The organism is Bartonella sp. ML70XJBT (assembly GCF_028618425.1).
Lineage (GTDB): Bacteria > Pseudomonadota > Alphaproteobacteria > Rhizobiales > Rhizobiaceae > Bartonella.
Genome location: NZ_JAQISX010000026.1, coordinates 1 through 15,847 on the forward strand (window position 1 = coordinate 1; position 15,847 = coordinate 15,847).

At 39.8% G+C, this 15,847-nt stretch carries 12 protein-coding genes, 1 tRNA gene and 1 pseudogene; 12 read left to right on the plus strand and 2 right to left on the minus strand.

Annotation, left to right across the window (positions count from 1 at the left end; all coding sequences use genetic code 11):
* From PVV65_RS08320 to PVV65_RS08375, 12 genes and pseudogenes are all read left to right on the plus strand, one after another.
* Positions 1 to 111, plus strand: a pseudogene (locus tag PVV65_RS08320) (elongation factor Tu); the annotation flags it as partial.
* A 47-nt stretch (positions 112 to 158) separates the two neighbouring features.
* Positions 159 to 234, plus strand: a tRNA-Trp gene (locus tag PVV65_RS08325).
* A 246-nt stretch (positions 235 to 480) separates the two neighbouring features.
* Positions 481 to 693, plus strand: coding sequence for a preprotein translocase subunit SecE (secE, locus tag PVV65_RS08330; RefSeq protein ID WP_273755679.1), 213 nt, complete (start codon positions 481 to 483; stop codon positions 691 to 693).
* A 20-nt stretch (positions 694 to 713) separates the two neighbouring features.
* Complete coding sequence (gene nusG / locus PVV65_RS08335; protein WP_273755678.1) at positions 714 to 1,244, plus strand: transcription termination/antitermination protein NusG; 531 nt, start codon at positions 714 to 716, stop codon at positions 1,242 to 1,244.
* 149 nt (positions 1,245 to 1,393) lie between these two features.
* Positions 1,394 to 1,822, plus strand: a complete 429-nt coding sequence (rplK, locus tag PVV65_RS08340; RefSeq protein ID WP_012231471.1) for a 50S ribosomal protein L11 — start codon at positions 1,394 to 1,396, stop codon at positions 1,820 to 1,822.
* Between the two features lie 4 nt (positions 1,823 to 1,826).
* Positions 1,827 to 2,531 (plus strand): 50S ribosomal protein L1, encoded by a 705-nt coding sequence (rplA, locus tag PVV65_RS08345; RefSeq protein ID WP_273755676.1) that lies wholly within the window; start codon positions 1,827 to 1,829, stop codon positions 2,529 to 2,531.
* A gap of 356 nt (positions 2,532 to 2,887) precedes the next feature.
* A complete protein-coding gene (rplJ, locus tag PVV65_RS08350) occupies positions 2,888 to 3,406 on the plus strand; it encodes a 50S ribosomal protein L10 (protein WP_144753723.1) in 519 nt (172 codons plus the stop codon).
* Between the two features lie 99 nt (positions 3,407 to 3,505).
* Positions 3,506 to 3,877 carry a 50S ribosomal protein L7/L12 gene (gene rplL / locus PVV65_RS08355; protein WP_005773658.1) on the plus strand — a complete coding sequence of 124 codons (372 nt, stop codon included), beginning with the start codon at positions 3,506 to 3,508 and terminating at the stop codon, positions 3,875 to 3,877.
* A 286-nt stretch (positions 3,878 to 4,163) separates the two neighbouring features.
* The gene (gene rpoB / locus PVV65_RS08360) at positions 4,164 to 8,315 is read left to right on the plus strand and encodes a DNA-directed RNA polymerase subunit beta (protein WP_273789849.1); all 4,152 of its coding nucleotides are present in this window, start codon (positions 4,164 to 4,166) and stop codon (positions 8,313 to 8,315) included.
* Between the two features lie 172 nt (positions 8,316 to 8,487).
* On the plus strand, positions 8,488 to 12,699 hold the full coding sequence (gene rpoC, locus PVV65_RS08365) for a DNA-directed RNA polymerase subunit beta' (protein ID WP_273789850.1): 4,212 nt from the start codon (positions 8,488 to 8,490) through the stop codon (positions 12,697 to 12,699).
* A gap of 623 nt (positions 12,700 to 13,322) precedes the next feature.
* Positions 13,323 to 13,430: a hypothetical protein gene (locus PVV65_RS08370; RefSeq protein ID WP_273755671.1), complete on the plus strand. Its 108-nt coding sequence runs from the start codon at positions 13,323 to 13,325 to the stop codon at positions 13,428 to 13,430.
* A gap of 307 nt (positions 13,431 to 13,737) precedes the next feature.
* Positions 13,738 to 14,427 carry a nitroreductase gene (locus PVV65_RS08375; RefSeq protein ID WP_273755670.1) on the plus strand — a complete coding sequence of 230 codons (690 nt, stop codon included), beginning with the start codon at positions 13,738 to 13,740 and terminating at the stop codon, positions 14,425 to 14,427.
* A gap of 181 nt (positions 14,428 to 14,608) precedes the next feature.
* Here PVV65_RS08375 and PVV65_RS08380 read toward each other — a convergent pair whose 3' ends face one another.
* Positions 14,609 to 15,652, minus strand: coding sequence for a tyrosine-type recombinase/integrase (locus tag PVV65_RS08380; protein WP_273755669.1), 1,044 nt, complete (start codon positions 15,650 to 15,652; stop codon positions 14,609 to 14,611).
* A gap of 6 nt (positions 15,653 to 15,658) precedes the next feature.
* A partial coding sequence (locus tag PVV65_RS08385) for a hypothetical protein (protein ID WP_273789851.1) occupies positions 15,659 to 15,847 on the minus strand: 189 nt, incomplete at its 5' end.

Sequence of the window (15,847 nt, forward strand, 5' to 3'; positions counted from 1 at the left end):
ATGGATGTGTCACTGATTGTTCCGATAGCAATGGAAGAGAAGCTTCGTTTTGCTATTCGTGAAGGTGGTCGTACTGTTGGTGCCGGTATCGTTTCTAAGATCATTGAGTAAATAATGGTTATTGAAAGGTTGCCAAAGGTGTTTTAGTTTTGTGAGTTAGGGGTATAGCTCAGTTGGTAGAGCGGCGGTCTCCAAAACCGCAGGTCGCGGGTTCAAGTCCTGCTGCCCCTGCCAAAGGGGAATAGAATTTTAGATATTAGGCGAGTGAATCTTACTGTCTTTTTCGCTTTTTTTTATCTGGGGCTTGTTTTTTTGTGAGTGAAACGCTATTGAATAAGAAGTAGAGAAATTGCATCAGTCTGGAATTTGGCTTTTGCATTTTTTCGTATTCGTTTTGTTGTATAAAACACAATAGGGCTAGATAAAATATTATAGGACTAAAAGAGAGTATAATAGGGCTAGAGAGAGTATAGTGTGACGATGGTATCTAAAACCAATCCAATTGCCTTTTTGAAGCAGGTTTATGCAGAAACAGTCAAAGTAAAGTGGCCTACGCGTCGCGAGACAGTTATTTCTACTGTTATGGTTTTGTTAGTAACGGCATTAGCTTCGGCTTTCTTTTTTATTGTGGATCAGGTTATGCATTTTAGTGTTTGGCGGGTTATTGATCTTCTGAAATATCTTTTTAGTTGAGAATGTAAGGAAGTGTGACTGTGGCGGCTCGTTGGTATATTGTTCAGGCATATTCAAATTTTGAAAAGAAAGTGGCGGAAGCTATTGATAAGGAGGCAAGGCAAAAAGGTCTTGATCATCTATTTGAGAGGATTTTTGTTCCAACGGAGCGTGTTGTAGAAGTTCGCCGTGGACGCAAAGTTGATACTGAACGGAAATTTTTTCCTGGTTATGTTCTTGTTCGTGCTGAATTAACAGATGAGGTTTATCATCTTATTAAGAATACGCCTAAAGTGACAGGTTTTTTAGGATCAGATGCACGTCCTGTTCCCATTTCTGATCGAGAGGTTGAGCAAATTCTCAAACAAGTTCAGGAAGGGGTTGAATCTCCGAAGTCTTCTGTATTGTTTGAAGTTGGAGAGCAAGTTCGCGTTGCTGATGGTCCCTTTGTTTCGTTTAATGGAATTGTTCAAGAGGTTGAAGAAGAGCGCTCTCGTCTTAAGGTTGAAGTGCTCATTTTTGGGCGTCCTACGCCTGTTGATTTGGAATTTGGTCAGGTTGAAAAACTCTGATTAAACTTAGAGTAGTTTTAATTACTTTAAGGTAGGAGTGGGAGGTGATTTATGGCTTTTGTCGGCTTAATGATCCGAACCACATGACTGCAGCGGGTAGCAAGCAAGATAAATTGTTAGTATCCCGGTGAAATTGAAGGCAGATTATTATGGCAAAAAAAAGTATAGGTCAACTCAAGTTGCAGGTTCCTGCAGGGGCTGCTACTCCATCTCCACCGATTGGTCCAGCTCTTGGGCAACGTGGTATTAATATCATGGAATTTTGTAAGGCGTTTAATGCGGCGACGCAAGAAATGGAAAAGGGTGCACCGATTCCAGTTGTTATTACGTATTACCAAGATAAGTCTTTCACGTTTTCTCTTAAGACACCTCCTGTGTCGTTCTTTTTAAAGAAGGAAGCACAACTGAAATCTGGTTCAAAAGAGCCTGGGAAAGTGTCTGTAGGGAGTATCTCTCGCGATAAAATTCGTTCGATTGCGGAATCAAAGATGAAAGATCTTAATGCGAATGACATTGAGGCAGCAATGCGTATGGTTGAGGGTTCTGCACGCTCGATGGGCTTAGAAGTGGTGGGCTAATATTATGGCAAAAGTAGCAAAGAGAATAAAAAACATCCGAAAAGGTATTGATTTTAATGAACTTTACGCTTTAAAAGATGCTGTTTCAATGGTTAAGGAGCGTGCCGTAGCTAAGTTTGATGAAACAATTGAAATTTCAATGAACTTGGGTGTTGATCCTCGTCATGCTGATCAGATGGTTCGAGGTGTTGCTCATTTGCCCAATGGCACAGGACGAAATATTCGTGTAGCCGTTTTTGCTCGTGGAGATAAGGCTGAGGAAGCTAAAGTAGCTGGGGCTGATATTGTTGGTTCAGAAGATTTGTTTGACAGCATTAATGGGGGGGTGATTGACTTTGATCGTTGTATTGCAACACCAGACATGATGCCTCTCGTTGGTCGTCTTGGTAAGATTCTTGGTCCGCGGAGTTTGATGCCAAATCCAAAAGTTGGGACTGTAACACTTGATGTTGCCGGTGCTGTCAAAGCTTCTAAAGGTGGAGCTGTCGAGTTTCGCGTTGAAAAAGCTGGTATTGTGCATGCTGGTATTGGAAAGGCTTCTTTTGGCGTTGAAAAAATCGTAGAAAATATTAAAGCCTTTGCAAGTGCAGTTATTAAAGCAAAACCGCAAGGTGTAAAAGGTGAATATATTAAGCGCGTTGCTGTTTCTTCAACGATGGGGGTTGGTGTTAAAGTTGATCCAGCAACGGTTCGTTCAGAGTCAGTATAAGCTTATTGATATTTTTTTGAGGTAAGTAACGATCAAAATTATATTTTAAATGTCGGTTTTCTCCGGCATTTAGCCATCTAAGCTTTATAGAGCTTAGGTTATACCGGGAGAAATTCCGGAATATCCTGTCCGAGATTGTAGGTGATGTTTTAAGCATCTTAATCAAAAAAAGCCTACATTAGACTGGGGTAAAAAACTGAGAGTTAAAAGACTTAAAGGGTTTGAGCCAGGGTTGTCTTTGAACGCTGTGCGTGAAAAAGAGGACAGGATCCTCATCGGTGACATGAAGTATTTTATGTTATCAAAGGTAACCAACAGATTTGTTTAAAAATAAATCTGTTAAATGGAGAGAGACAGTGAATAGAGCGGAAAAACGCGAATTTGTTACATGGCTTAACGAGGCTTTTCAAAAGTCGGGTTCTGTTGTTGTTGCACATTATTCCGGTCTGACAGTTTCACAGATGAACGATTTGCGTTCAAAAATGGGTGAAGCTGGCGGTGCCGTTAAAGTCGCCAAAAACCGTCTTGCTAAAATCGCTCTTCAGGGCACGGAATCTGAATCGATAATGGGTTTGTTTACAGGACAAACACTTATTGCTTATTCAGAGGATCCAATCACAGCACCAAAGGTTGCTGTTGATTTTGCAAAAAGCAATGACAAATTTGTCATCCTTGGCGGTTCAATGGGGGCAACAAGTTTAACTGTAGATGCTGTGAAGTCATTGGCTTCATTGCCTTCATTAAACGAGTTGCGGGCAAAGCTTGTGGGTATGATTTCTACTCCTGCGACCCGTATTGCACAGGTTGTTAACGCACCTGGTGGACAGATTGCACGTGTCATTAGCGCATATGCTCAGGAGGATAAGGCGGCTTAAGGCTGTTTATTCACGTTGATGGAAGAGTATTAATGCTTTTCTGTTTTTTTGAATAAGTTTTAATAATGGTTCAAATCTTTTAATTAAAGGAATTTAAAAATGGCTGATCTAGCGAAGATCGTAGAAGACCTTTCTAATCTAACTCTTTTGGAAGCTGCTGAGCTTTCTAAGTTACTTGAAGAAAAATGGGGTGTTTCGGCTGCTGCTCCTGTAGCTGTCGCAGCTGTTGCTGGTGGTGCTGCTCCAGCTGCTGAAGAAAAAACAGAATTTGATGTTATTCTTGTTGAAGGTGGCGCGCAAAAGATTAATGTTATTAAGGAAGTTCGTGCTCTTACTGGACTTGGTCTTAAAGAAGCGAAGGATCTGGTTGAAGGAGCACCTAAGCCTATTAAAGAAGGCGCTTCTAAAGAAGAAGCAGAAAAAATTAAATCTCAACTTGAAGCTGCTGGTGCTAAAGTTGAACTTAAATAAAATTGATTTTATCGGCGGATATTTATATCCGCCGATTTTCTTTCTCTAAAAAGAGAAAAAGTAATGAGTAAAAAAACCTTTTGCCAAAGGTTTAATCGCAATAGTGGGTATAGGGTTTGGCTACTCATCCCTTATCATAAAGTCAAGTCAATGAAAGGCTTGTTTTGGTGGGGAAAGTTAATGATGCTCATTATTGGGGTCAAGTGAACTGGTCTGCATATGCAGGTTAATGATATAAGGCTTTCAAGGTTGGTCTACCTTGAAGAGTAAGAATCAAGGAGCGACGATGGCTCAGACTCACGCAATGATGTCTCAATTCAATGGTCGTAAGCGGGTACGCAAATTTTTTGGTAAGATTCCTGAAGTAGCAGAGATGCCGAATCTTATTGAAGTTCAAAAAGCGTCATATGATCAGTTTCTCATGGTTGAGGAACCGAAAGGTGGACGACCAGATGAAGGTTTGCAGGCTGTTTTTAAATCGGTATTTCCTATTTCCGATTTTTCCGGTACAGCTATGCTTGAGTTTGTTGGTTATGAATTTGATTTACCAAAATTTGATGTTGAAGAATGTCGTCAACGTGATTTAACTTATGCAGCTCCATTGAAGGTAATATTACGTTTGATTGTTTTTGATGTTGATGAGGATACTGGCTCTAAAGATATCAAAGACATTAAAGAGCAGGGCGTTTATATGGGCGATATGCCTTTAATGACAGCCAATGGTACCTTTATTGTTAATGGTACGGAACGTGTTATTGTTTCTCAGATGCACCGTTCTCCTGGTGTCTTTTTTGACCATGATAAGGGAAAATCCCATTCATCGGGCAAGCTTCTTTTTGCTGCTCGTGTTATTCCATATCGTGGTTCTTGGCTGGATATTGAGTTTGATGCTAAGGATATCATCTATGCGCGTATTGATCGGCGGCGCAAGATACCTGTTACCAGTCTGTTAATGGCATTAGGTATGGATGCCTCAGATATTTTGTCGACGTTTTATGATAAAGTGACTTATGAGCGTGATGGAGAAGGGTGGCGTGTTCCTTATTCTGTTGATCGCTTTAAAGGAATGAAGCTCATTTCTGACCTTATAGATGCAGATAGTGGTGAAGTTGTTGCGGAAGCTGGTAAAAAACTAACAGTTCGTACTGCAAAATCTTTGGCAGAAAAAGGACTCAAGTCTGTTAAAGTTAGTGAAGATGATTTATTAGGGTGTTATCTTGCTGAAGATATCGTCAATTACGAGACAGGTGAGATTTACCTTGAAGCGGGGGATGAAATTGACGAAAAAGTATTGAAGGTTTTGCTTGATGTTAGTGCTGATCAAATCGATATTCTTGATATTGATCACATGAATATTGGCGCCTATATCCGCAATACTTTAAAAGTGGATAAAAATGAAAGTCGACAGGATGCTTTGTTTGATATTTATCGAGTAATGCGTCCAGGTGAGCCCCCAACAATCGATACAGCGGAAGCAATGTTTCATTCATTGTTTTTTGATCCAGAGCGTTATGATCTTTCAGCCGTTGGACGTGTTAAGATGAATTTACGTATGGATCTTGATTGTCCAGATACCGTTCGCGTTTTACGTCAAGAGGATATTCTTGCTGTTGTTAAGATGTTGGTTGAATTGCGTGATGGTCGTGGTGAAATTGATGATATTGATAATCTCGGTAATCGTCGTGTTCGTTCCGTTGGGGAGTTGATGGAGAATCAATATCGCATTGGTTTGCTGCGTATGGAGCGTGCGATAAAAGAACGTATGTCATCAGTTGAAATTGATACAGTTATGCCGCAGGATTTAATCAATGCAAAACCTGCTGCTGCAGCTGTTCGCGAGTTTTTTGGCTCTTCACAATTGTCCCAATTTATGGATCAAACCAATCCATTGTCGGAAATCACTCATAAGCGTCGTCTTTCTGCTCTTGGTCCAGGGGGATTGACTCGTGAGCGTGCGGGGTTTGAAGTTCGTGACGTCCATCCTACGCATTATGGTCGTATTTGTCCGATTGAAACACCAGAAGGCCCGAATATTGGTCTCATTAACTCCTTAGCAACATTTGCTCGGGTTAACAAATATGGTTTTATTGAAAGCCCATATCGTAAAATTATTGATGGTAAAGTCACCAAAGAAGTTATTTATCTTTCAGCGATGGAAGAAGCAAAGCATTATGTTGCTCAAGCAAATTCTTCATTAGATAGTGAAGGTCGTTTTATAGAAGAGTTTGTTGTTTGCCGTCATGCTGGTGAAGTTTTAATGGCGCCGCGCGATCATGTTGATTTAATGGATGTTTCACCAAAACAGTTGGTTTCTGTGGCAGCCGCACTGATTCCGTTTTTGGAAAATGATGATGCGAATCGTGCGCTTATGGGATCGAACATGCAACGTCAAGCAGTGCCTCTTGTGCGCGCTGAAGCGCCATTTGTTGGGACAGGGATGGAATCCGTTGTTGCCCGCGATTCAGGAGCTGCGGTGAGCGCAAAACGGAGTGGTATTGTTGATCAAGTGGATGCTACCCGTATTGTTATTCGTGCAACAGAAGATTTAGATCCTTCAAAATCAGGTGTTGATATTTACCGCTTACAAAAGTTTCAGCGTTCTAATCAGTCCACTTGTATTAATCAGCGCCCTCTTGTGCATGTTGGTGATCGGGTAGAGAAGGGAGATATCATTGCAGATGGTCCATCTACGGATCTTGGTGATTTAGCTCTTGGGCGGAATGTTCTTGTCGCCTTTATGCCGTGGAATGGATATAACTACGAAGATTCCATTTTGTTATCTGAGCGCATTGTTGCAGATGATGTGTTTACTTCAATTCATATTGAGGAGTTTGAAGTAGCGGCACGTGATACAAAACTTGGTCCAGAGGAAATTACCCGCGATATTCCAAACGTTGCGGAAGAAGCATTAAGGAATCTTGACGAAGCTGGCATTATTTATATTGGTGCTGAAGTTCAGCCAGGTGATATTTTGGTTGGAAAGATTACACCAAAGGGTGAAAGTCCCATGACGCCGGAAGAAAAGCTTCTGCGTGCAATTTTTGGTGAAAAGGCATCAGATGTTCGCGATACTTCTATGCGTATGCCTCCTGGAACGTTTGGTACTGTTGTTGAGGTTCGCGTTTTTAATCGCCATGGAGTGGAAAAAGATGAGCGTGCTATGGCTATTGAACGTGAAGAAATTGAGCGTTTAGCAAAAGATCGTGATGATGAACAGTCGATTCTTGATCGCAATGTTTATGCGCGTCTTACCGATATGTTAACTGGTAAAGTCGCTGTAGAAGGTCCAAAAGGTTTTTCGGAGAGTAAAAAGCTTGATAGTACGGTAATGGGGCGTTATCCACGTTCGCAGTGGTGGCAATTTGCTGTTGAGGATGAAAAGTTTCAAAATGAAATTGAAGCTTTGCGCAAGCAATATGATGAATCAAAAGAAGCATTACAACGTCGCTTTATGGATAAAGTTGAAAAGGTCCAAAGAGGTGATGAAATGCCGCCTGGTGTCATGAAAATGGTAAAGGTTTTTGTGGCAGTGAAGCGCAAAATCCAACCAGGTGATAAGATGGCGGGACGTCATGGGAATAAGGGTGTTGTCTCACGTATTCTACCCGTAGAAGATATGCCATTTCTTGAAGACGGAACGCATGCAGATATTGTTTTAAATCCTCTTGGTGTGCCGAGTCGTATGAATGTAGGGCAAATTCTTGAGACGCACCTTGGTTGGGCATGTGCCGGAATGGGCAAAAAGATTGGTGATTTGTTAGAATTATATCAAGAGACTGGGGATATACTTCCTTTACGTCAACGTATTGAAAATCTTATGCCTGATGATAATCATAACGAACCTGTGCGTCAGTATGATAACGAAAGTCTTTACAAATTGGCACTTCAGATGAAGAGAGGGGTTTCAATTGCAACACCTGTTTTTGATGGAGCTCATGAGTCTGATATCAATATGATGCTGGAAGATGCTGGTCTAGATAGTTCAGGGCAGGTTACGCTTTATGATGGTCGTACGGGAGAGCCCTTTGATCGTCCAGTAACGGTAGGGTATATTTACATGTTGAAATTGCATCATCTTGTTGATGATAAGATTCATGCACGTTCTATTGGGCCATATTCGCTTGTTACGCAGCAGCCATTGGGAGGTAAGGCACAGTTTGGTGGTCAACGTTTTGGTGAAATGGAGGTTTGGGCTCTTGAAGCTTATGGTGCTGCATATACTTTGCAGGAGATGTTGACAGTAAAATCGGATGATGTTGCTGGTCGGACGAAAGTCTATGAAGCGATTGTACGTGGTGATGATACATTTGAAGCCGGTATACCTGAGAGCTTTAATGTGTTGGTTAAAGAAATGCGTTCACTCGCTCTTAATGTAGAGCTTGATGATGCGCGTGAACTTATTGCACAGCGTGTTTTATCTGATACGGCAGAACAATAAAATCCAAGAAGCGCACGAGAAAAAGGTTGCGCTCTGATTACTTTAAGAGGCTCAATAACCTTATTTAGGGTCATACAGATCATTTTTAAAAGTAAATGTATTTTAAAGAAGATCTGTTATAAAATGAATAAGATATTATAACAGGTTCTAAGAATCTTTGAAGGAGAACAGCATGAACCACGAGGTCATGAATCTTTTCAATCCTCAAGCGCCAGCGCAAACATTTGACTCTATTCGTATTTCGATTGCGAGTCCTGAGAAAATTTTGTCTTGGTCGTATGGTGAGATTAAGAAGCCTGAGACTATTAATTATCGGACTTTTAAACCAGAGCGTGATGGTCTTTTTTGTGCACGTATATTTGGCCCGATTAAAGATTATGAATGTCTATGCGGTAAATATAAACGCATGAAATATAAGGGGATTATTTGTGAAAAATGTGGTGTGGAAGTTACTCTTTCGCGCGTACGTCGTGAACGTATGGGGCACATTGAGCTTGCAGCACCTGTTGCGCATATATGGTTTCTTAAATCGTTACCAGGCCGTATTTCTACACTTTTAGATTTGACTTTAAAAGATATTGAGCGTGTTCTTTATTTTGAAAATTATATTGTAACCGAACCAGGGTTGACATCTCTTAAACTCCATCAGCTTCTTTCTGAAGAAGAATATATGCTTGCAATTGATGAGTTTGGAGAAGATCAGTTTACAGCGATGATTGGCGCTGAAGCTATTTACGAGCTTTTAGCAAGTATGGAACTCGATAAAATCGCTAATGATTTGCGCCTTGAGTTGTCTGAGACAACTTCAGAATTAAAGCAAAAAAAGTTGATTAAGCGGCTTAAGATCGTTGAAAATTTTCTTGAATCTGGTAACAGACCAGAGTGGATGATTATGAAAACAATTCCGGTCATTCCACCGGATTTACGTCCATTGGTTCCGCTTGATGGTGGACGTTTTGCAACATCAGATCTCAATGATCTTTATCGGCGCGTTATCAATCGTAATAACCGATTGAAACGGCTGATTGAATTGCGTGCTCCTGGGATTATTGTACGTAATGAAAAACGTATGGTGCAAGAAGCTGTTGATGCATTGTTTGATAATGGACGACGTGGGCGTGTGATTACTGGGGCCAATAAACGTCCATTAAAATCTCTTTCAGATATGTTAAAGGGTAAGCAGGGACGTTTCCGTCAAAACCTGCTTGGAAAGCGTGTTGATTACTCAGGTCGTTCTGTTATTGTGACAGGTCCTGAATTAAAATTACATCAGTGTGGTTTGCCTAAAAAAATGGCCCTTGAATTATTTAAGCCCTTTATTTATGCGCGGCTTGATGCAAAAGGATATTCTTCGACTGTAAAACAAGCAAAAAAACTTGTTGAAAAAGAACATCCAGAAGTTTGGGATATCTTGGATGAAGTTATTCGTGAGCATCCTGTTTTACTCAATCGTGCGCCGACATTGCACCGTTTAGGAATTCAGGCTTTTGAACCTGTCTTGATTGAAGGCAAAGCTATCCAGCTTCATCCATTGGTATGTACAGCTTTTAATGCCGATTTTGATGGTGATCAGATGGCGGTTCATATTCCGCTTTCTCTTGAAGCACAGCTTGAAGCTCGTGTTTTGATGATGTCAACCAATAACATTCTTCATCCAGCTAATGGTGCCCCGATTATTGTTCCATCACAGGATATGGTTCTTGGTCTTTACTATCTTTCGATTGTTTCTGAAAAAGAACCCGGTGAAGGAATGGCTTTTTCTGATATAGGTGAGCTGCATTATGCCTTGGAAAACAAGGTCGTAACGCTTCATACGAAGATTAAAGGCCGTGTTAAGAATATTGGCAAGGATGGCAAAGAAGTTGCTAAACTTTATGATACGACACCTGGTCGTTTGATTATCGGTGAGCTTTTGCCCAAAAATCCTAATATCTCATTTGATATTGTCAATCAAGAAATGACAAAAAAGAACATTTCTAAAATGATTGATTATGTTTATCGCCACTGTGGACAAAAAGAGACGGTTATTTTTTGTGACCGTATTATGCAGCTTGGTTTTTCTTATGCTTGTCGTGCAGGAATTTCATTCGGGAAGGATGATATGGTTATTCCTGATAGCAAGTCACGTTTGGTTGCGGAAACAGAAGCTTTGGCGAAGGAATACGAACAGCAATATAATGATGGTTTGATTACACAAGGTGAAAAATACAATAAGGTTGTAGATGCTTGGGGTAAATGCACAGACCGTGTTGCAGATGAAATGATGAAACGAATTCAAGCCGTCGATTTTGATCCTAAAACCGGCCGTCAACGGCCCATGAATTCAATCTATATGATGTCGCATTCTGGGGCTCGTGGTTCAGCTAACCAGATGAGACAATTGGCCGGTATGCGTGGATTAATGGCAAAACCATCGGGTGAAATTATTGAAACACCTATTATTTCAAATTTTAAGGAAGGTCTAACTGTTAACGAATACTTTAACTCTACACATGGTGCGCGTAAAGGCCTTGCTGATACTGCGTTAAAAACGGCGAACTCTGGTTATCTCACAAGGCGTCTTGTTGATGTTGCACAGGATGCCATTATTTCAGCTGTTGATTGTGGTACAGCAAAAGGTCTTACGATGCAGCCAATTGTTGATGCAGGACAAATTGTTGCCTCTCTTGGGCAAAGGATTCTTGGTCGTACAGCCCTTGTTGATATTTTACATCCTGTCTCTGGAGAGGTTATTCTTGAAGGTGGAGCGATGATTGAGGAGGCTGACGTCACGAAGATTGAAGAAGCCGGAATTCAATCTGTTCAAATTCGTTCTGCTTTAACATGTGAAACACGTCTTGGTGTTTGTGCAAAATGCTATGGTCGTGATTTGGCGCGTGGAACACCGGTTAATCAGGGAGAAGCCGTTGGTGTTATTGCTGCTCAGTCAATTGGTGAGCCGGGAACCCAACTTACGATGCGTACTTTCCACTTAGGAGGAACTGCACAGGTTGTTGATTCATCGTATTTAGAGGCATCTTATGAAGGTACGGTGGAGATTCGTAATCGTAATGTGGTTCGCAACTCTGAAGGTCATTTGGTTGTTATGGGGCGTAATATGGCTATCCTTATCAAGGATGAGTTAGGAAAAGAACGTGTTGTGCATCGTGTTAGCTATGGTGCGCATATTTTTGTTGATGATGGTGACGTCGTTAAACGTGGACAGCGTATAGCAGAATGGGATCCTTATACACGCCCAGTTTTGACGGAAGTTGAAGGCTATGTGGGTTTTGAAGATATGATTGATGGTTTATCTGTCACTGAAACAGCTGATGAATCTACGGGGATTACGAAGCGTTTGGTGATTGATTGGCGCGCTAATCCACGTGGTGCAGAGCTCAAACCAGCTATTATTATCCATGCAGATAAAGAAGGTGAATCCATTGCTAAATTGTATAAGGGAGGTGAAGCCCGTTATATGATGTCAGTGGAAACTATTCTTTCTGTTGAGCTTGGTGCTCATGTTAAGGCTGGTGATGTTATTGCTCGTTTGCCAATGGAAAGTGCCAAGACGAAAGATATTACGGGTGGTTTACCACGTGTGGCTGAGCTTTTTGAAGCACGTCGTCCAAAGGATCATGCAATTATTGCTGAAGTCAGTGGTACAATTCGCTTTGGTCGTGGTTATAAGAATAAACGCCGTATTATCATTGAGCCAAATGATGAAACTCTTGAGCCCGTGGAATATTTGATCCCAAAAGGTAAGTTATTTCATTTCCAAGAAGGTGATCAAATTGAAAAAGGGGATTATATCCTTGATGGTAATCCAGCCCCTCATGATATTTTAGCGATTAAGGGTGTTGAAGCCTTGGCATCTTACCTTGTTAATGAGATTCAGGAGGTTTATCGTTTGCAGGGTGTTCTTATCAATGACAAGCATATTGAAGTAATTGTTCGTCAAATGTTGCAAAAGGTTGAAATTACTGAATCTGGAGATTCTGGTTATATTCCAGGTGATAATGTTGATCGTATTGAACTTGATGAAATCAATGATAATTTGATTGCAGAAGGAAAGAAACCTGCATCTGGTAATCCCATTCTTCTTGGAATTACAAAAGCTTCTCTTCAAACGCCTTCTTTCATTTCGGCGGCATCCTTTCAGGAAACAACGCGCGTTCTTACTGAAGCGGCGGTTTCTGGCAAAATTGATACTTTGCAAGGTCTTAAAGAGAACGTTATTGTCGGTCGTCTTATTCCTGCTGGTACAGGTGGCACGATTTCTCAAATCCGTCGTATCGCTGCAGTTCGTGATGATTTGATTGTAGATGAGCAGCGTAAGTCTAGTAATAACGAAGTGGCCAAGGCTATGTTGACAAATATGACAGCCAAAACCGTTGCTGAATAGTTTAAAGAAACGTCACATAATATGAAAACGTCTGAATAAGAAGTTCAGACGTTTTTTTTATTTCGAAATGTAGAAGCTACATATTTCTCTGAAAATGTAATCGTAAAAAATTAAATGATGCTTATCTTTTTTGTTGCTTCATTTTAAAGTTTTCTTATTTCTGAAGGCAGTATAGAAAATTCTTTTTAAGACATATGAAGCCTAAAAGGCATGTTTCAATAAAAAGAGAGGATTATCTATAAATAAAATAACGACTGACTTCGAATTTTAAGAAAATTTTTTGATTGATATTTCCTGCAAAGATTTAAAAGGCCTTATGATGAGAATCCATGTCTTTATATTTTAGAGAGTGGAAAAATGAGGATAGGATATTTACTAAAGTTTTATAAAAAACAGGCGTATTTCTTATAACAATGTGGTCTATGAAGATAGAATGATAAAATGTATGAATATTATTCAATTAGAGAATTGACGTGTGAGTTTTCAATAACGGCTCGGATTTTTCTTTGTTATGAAGAAGAAAGGTTTCTTATTCCTTTTTGGCGTGTAAATAAGCGGCTTTATACACAAACGGACCGCATAAGTTAAAACAAATACTACATGCTAAAAGAGTTAAATTTTCATTGTTTGAAATATCTGAGATGTTGGCTATGGTTAGAGATTCACCTGATGATGAGAAAAAGCTTAAGAAGTTAATTGCAGGAATTCATAAAAAGGATGTGCTGATTTAAAAGACGTAGTCATGATATTGATGATCTTCTACAAGATTTATAAAGAATTGAGGAGGCTTTTTGAGAGCCTAGCAGAGTTGGGGTTAATCGTTGATTATGAAATTTATTTTATCTATTTTTAGACAATTTTCTTTCTATTAAAAGAGATAAGTTGTGCTATCCTAATAGGTGGATGGTCTTTAACATTGCGTGAAATGTGTAAGTCATTTGAAGAAATAGAGCGTGCGCATACAGCAGCAAATGTGTTTTTGTAGTATATTGTCCTTGATAAGCAAAAAATATTTTTCATTACAGAAAGTAAAAAATAATGGCAATTTCTCCCATGAGTATTTTTCAATCTATATTATCGCGAAAATCAATTCGCGCTTTTACTGACCAGCCCGTTAGTTTGGAAACAATCAAAGAAATCTTAAAACTTGCAGCACGTGCACCATCTGGAACAAATATTCAGCCATGGCAAGTGATTGTGCTTACGGGGAGTATATTACAGAAAGTAGGGCAAGAGCTTTCACAGCTTGTGCTTTCAGGTGTAAAAGGAGAGCGTGAATATCATTATTATCCACGTCAATGGCGTGAACCTTATCTTTCAAGGCGTCGAAAAGTTGGTTTGGATCTTTATCAGAGCCTTGGAATTCAAAAAGGCGATGAAGAAAAAATGCTTCATCAAAAGGCGCGGAACTTTTTATTTTTCGATGCGCCTGTAGGGCTTTTATTTACAATGGATCATGACATGGAAATGGGGAGTTGGCTTGATTTGGGTATGTTTATGCAGACTATTATGCTAGCAGCACGTGGATTTGGATTAGATACTTGCCCCCAAGCAGCTTTTGCTGATTATCATAAACAGATTCGTACACTTTTATCGATCCCTTCTGATCGTCATATTATCTGTGGTATGGCACTTGGTTATCGCGATATGAATGCTCCCGAAAATAATTTTGAGACAGAACGAGAACCGTTAGAAAACTTTGTACGTTTCATTGAAGCGTATCCATAAAGTATTTTGTGTAATTAATTATACGTTTTGAACGATTTTCTGCATTATGAGAAATATTTCCGGTAAGAATTTCACATTCTTATTAAATTCTAGTCTTGCTTAATAAAAAATATAAAAATCAATGAATTATTATATAAATAAGGGAATTGATGAATACTGATTCTATTACGTTTTTTTGCCTCTATCCCTCATCTTTTTGAAGCTTTTTTATGGCTTCAAGAGCGAGTTTTTTACGGTCTGCGCTCTTTGTGTAAAGAGATGCCATATTATCATTTGTCCAGCCAAACAGTGCTTTCAATTGTGGTACTGTTGCACCAGAGTTAGCTGCGCGTGTTGCTGCTAATTTTCTCAAACCATGGGCTGATTTGTTGATACCGGCTTGGTTGCATGCTCTGTAAAACATGAGACTAAAGCTATCTTTGGGGATTTTTTTTCCGCGTTTACCACAAATAAATGTTTCTTCTCCAATAGGACCAATTTTAAGTGTCTCTGCTAATTCTGGTAAAATGGGAAGAAAGACATCTGTTTGGAATTTACTTTTCTCTGTTTTGAGATGGATAATATTATTTTTTACATCTTTCCAGCCAATGCGAACGGCATCACCACGACGTAAGCCCGTATATAAGAGGACATCAATCCAGACACGTTCATGGGTACCATGATGCCATTTTTGATAATATTTCTCAACATCTTCTTCTGTCCAAGCAGGAAAGCCTTCTTTGTTTTTGAGAGGAGGCTTTTTGACGCCTAAAGCTGGATTGTTTTCCAAAAGATCTTGTTCAACCGCCCAATTAAAAAGCCCATTAAGTGTTTTCAGAAATTCTCTAGCCATTGCTGGCGTTTCTTTACGCCGTTCAACACCAGCTATGATATGTTTCTTTTCAATTGCTTGGTATGGAATGTTGCCTATTGTATCGCATACCTTCATAAGGATGAGTTCTTTTTGTTTTTTTGTAATTTTAGCAAGATTATGCCAATTAGAGCTGTTTAGATACTGTTTAAGTAGCCATGCGAATGAACCTTCAACAAGTTTACCGGTTTTGGATTTAGGAAGTATAAGCCCTTGTAATTCGGCAAGCGCATTTTTGTAATTGTCAACAAACTCTTGCGTTCCATAGGTTCCGCGTATTCTAATACGTTTTCCATGACCAATACGGACATACCATACAATTTTACCATGTTGTGTAATTTGTTTAACAAGATGAGGAGGGCGTGGTTTTGGCATGGTATTTTACATCTTAGAGAGCACGGCTTCATAATATTCATTCGTGGACAAATCTAAAATTTTGTCTGGATTATTCACTGAATTTGGCAATGGGATATTGTCTTTAAGGTAGATAAGCAGTTCACCAGTAGGCTTTATTTCTATGAGTTCACACCCTTGCTTTTTAGCTTCTCTTAACGCGCGTGCAATAGCTGG

Coding starts and splice junctions, on each gene's coding strand:
- secE (WP_273755679.1), top strand. CDS start 481: ATGGTATCTAAAACCAATCCAATTGCCTTTTTGAAGCAGGTTTATGCA.
- rplK (WP_012231471.1), top strand. CDS start 1,394: ATGGCAAAAAAAAGTATAGGTCAACTCAAGTTGCAGGTTCCTGCAGGG.
- rplA (WP_273755676.1), top strand. CDS start 1,827: ATGGCAAAAGTAGCAAAGAGAATAAAAAACATCCGAAAAGGTATTGAT.
- rplL (WP_005773658.1), top strand. CDS start 3,506: ATGGCTGATCTAGCGAAGATCGTAGAAGACCTTTCTAATCTAACTCTT.
- rpoB (WP_273789849.1), top strand. CDS start 4,164: ATGGCTCAGACTCACGCAATGATGTCTCAATTCAATGGTCGTAAGCGG.
- rpoC (WP_273789850.1), top strand. CDS start 8,488: ATGAACCACGAGGTCATGAATCTTTTCAATCCTCAAGCGCCAGCGCAA.
- PVV65_RS08375 (WP_273755670.1), top strand. CDS start 13,738: ATGGCAATTTCTCCCATGAGTATTTTTCAATCTATATTATCGCGAAAA.
- PVV65_RS08380 (WP_273755669.1), bottom strand. CDS start 15,652: ATGCCAAAACCACGCCCTCCTCATCTTGTTAAACAAATTACACAACAT.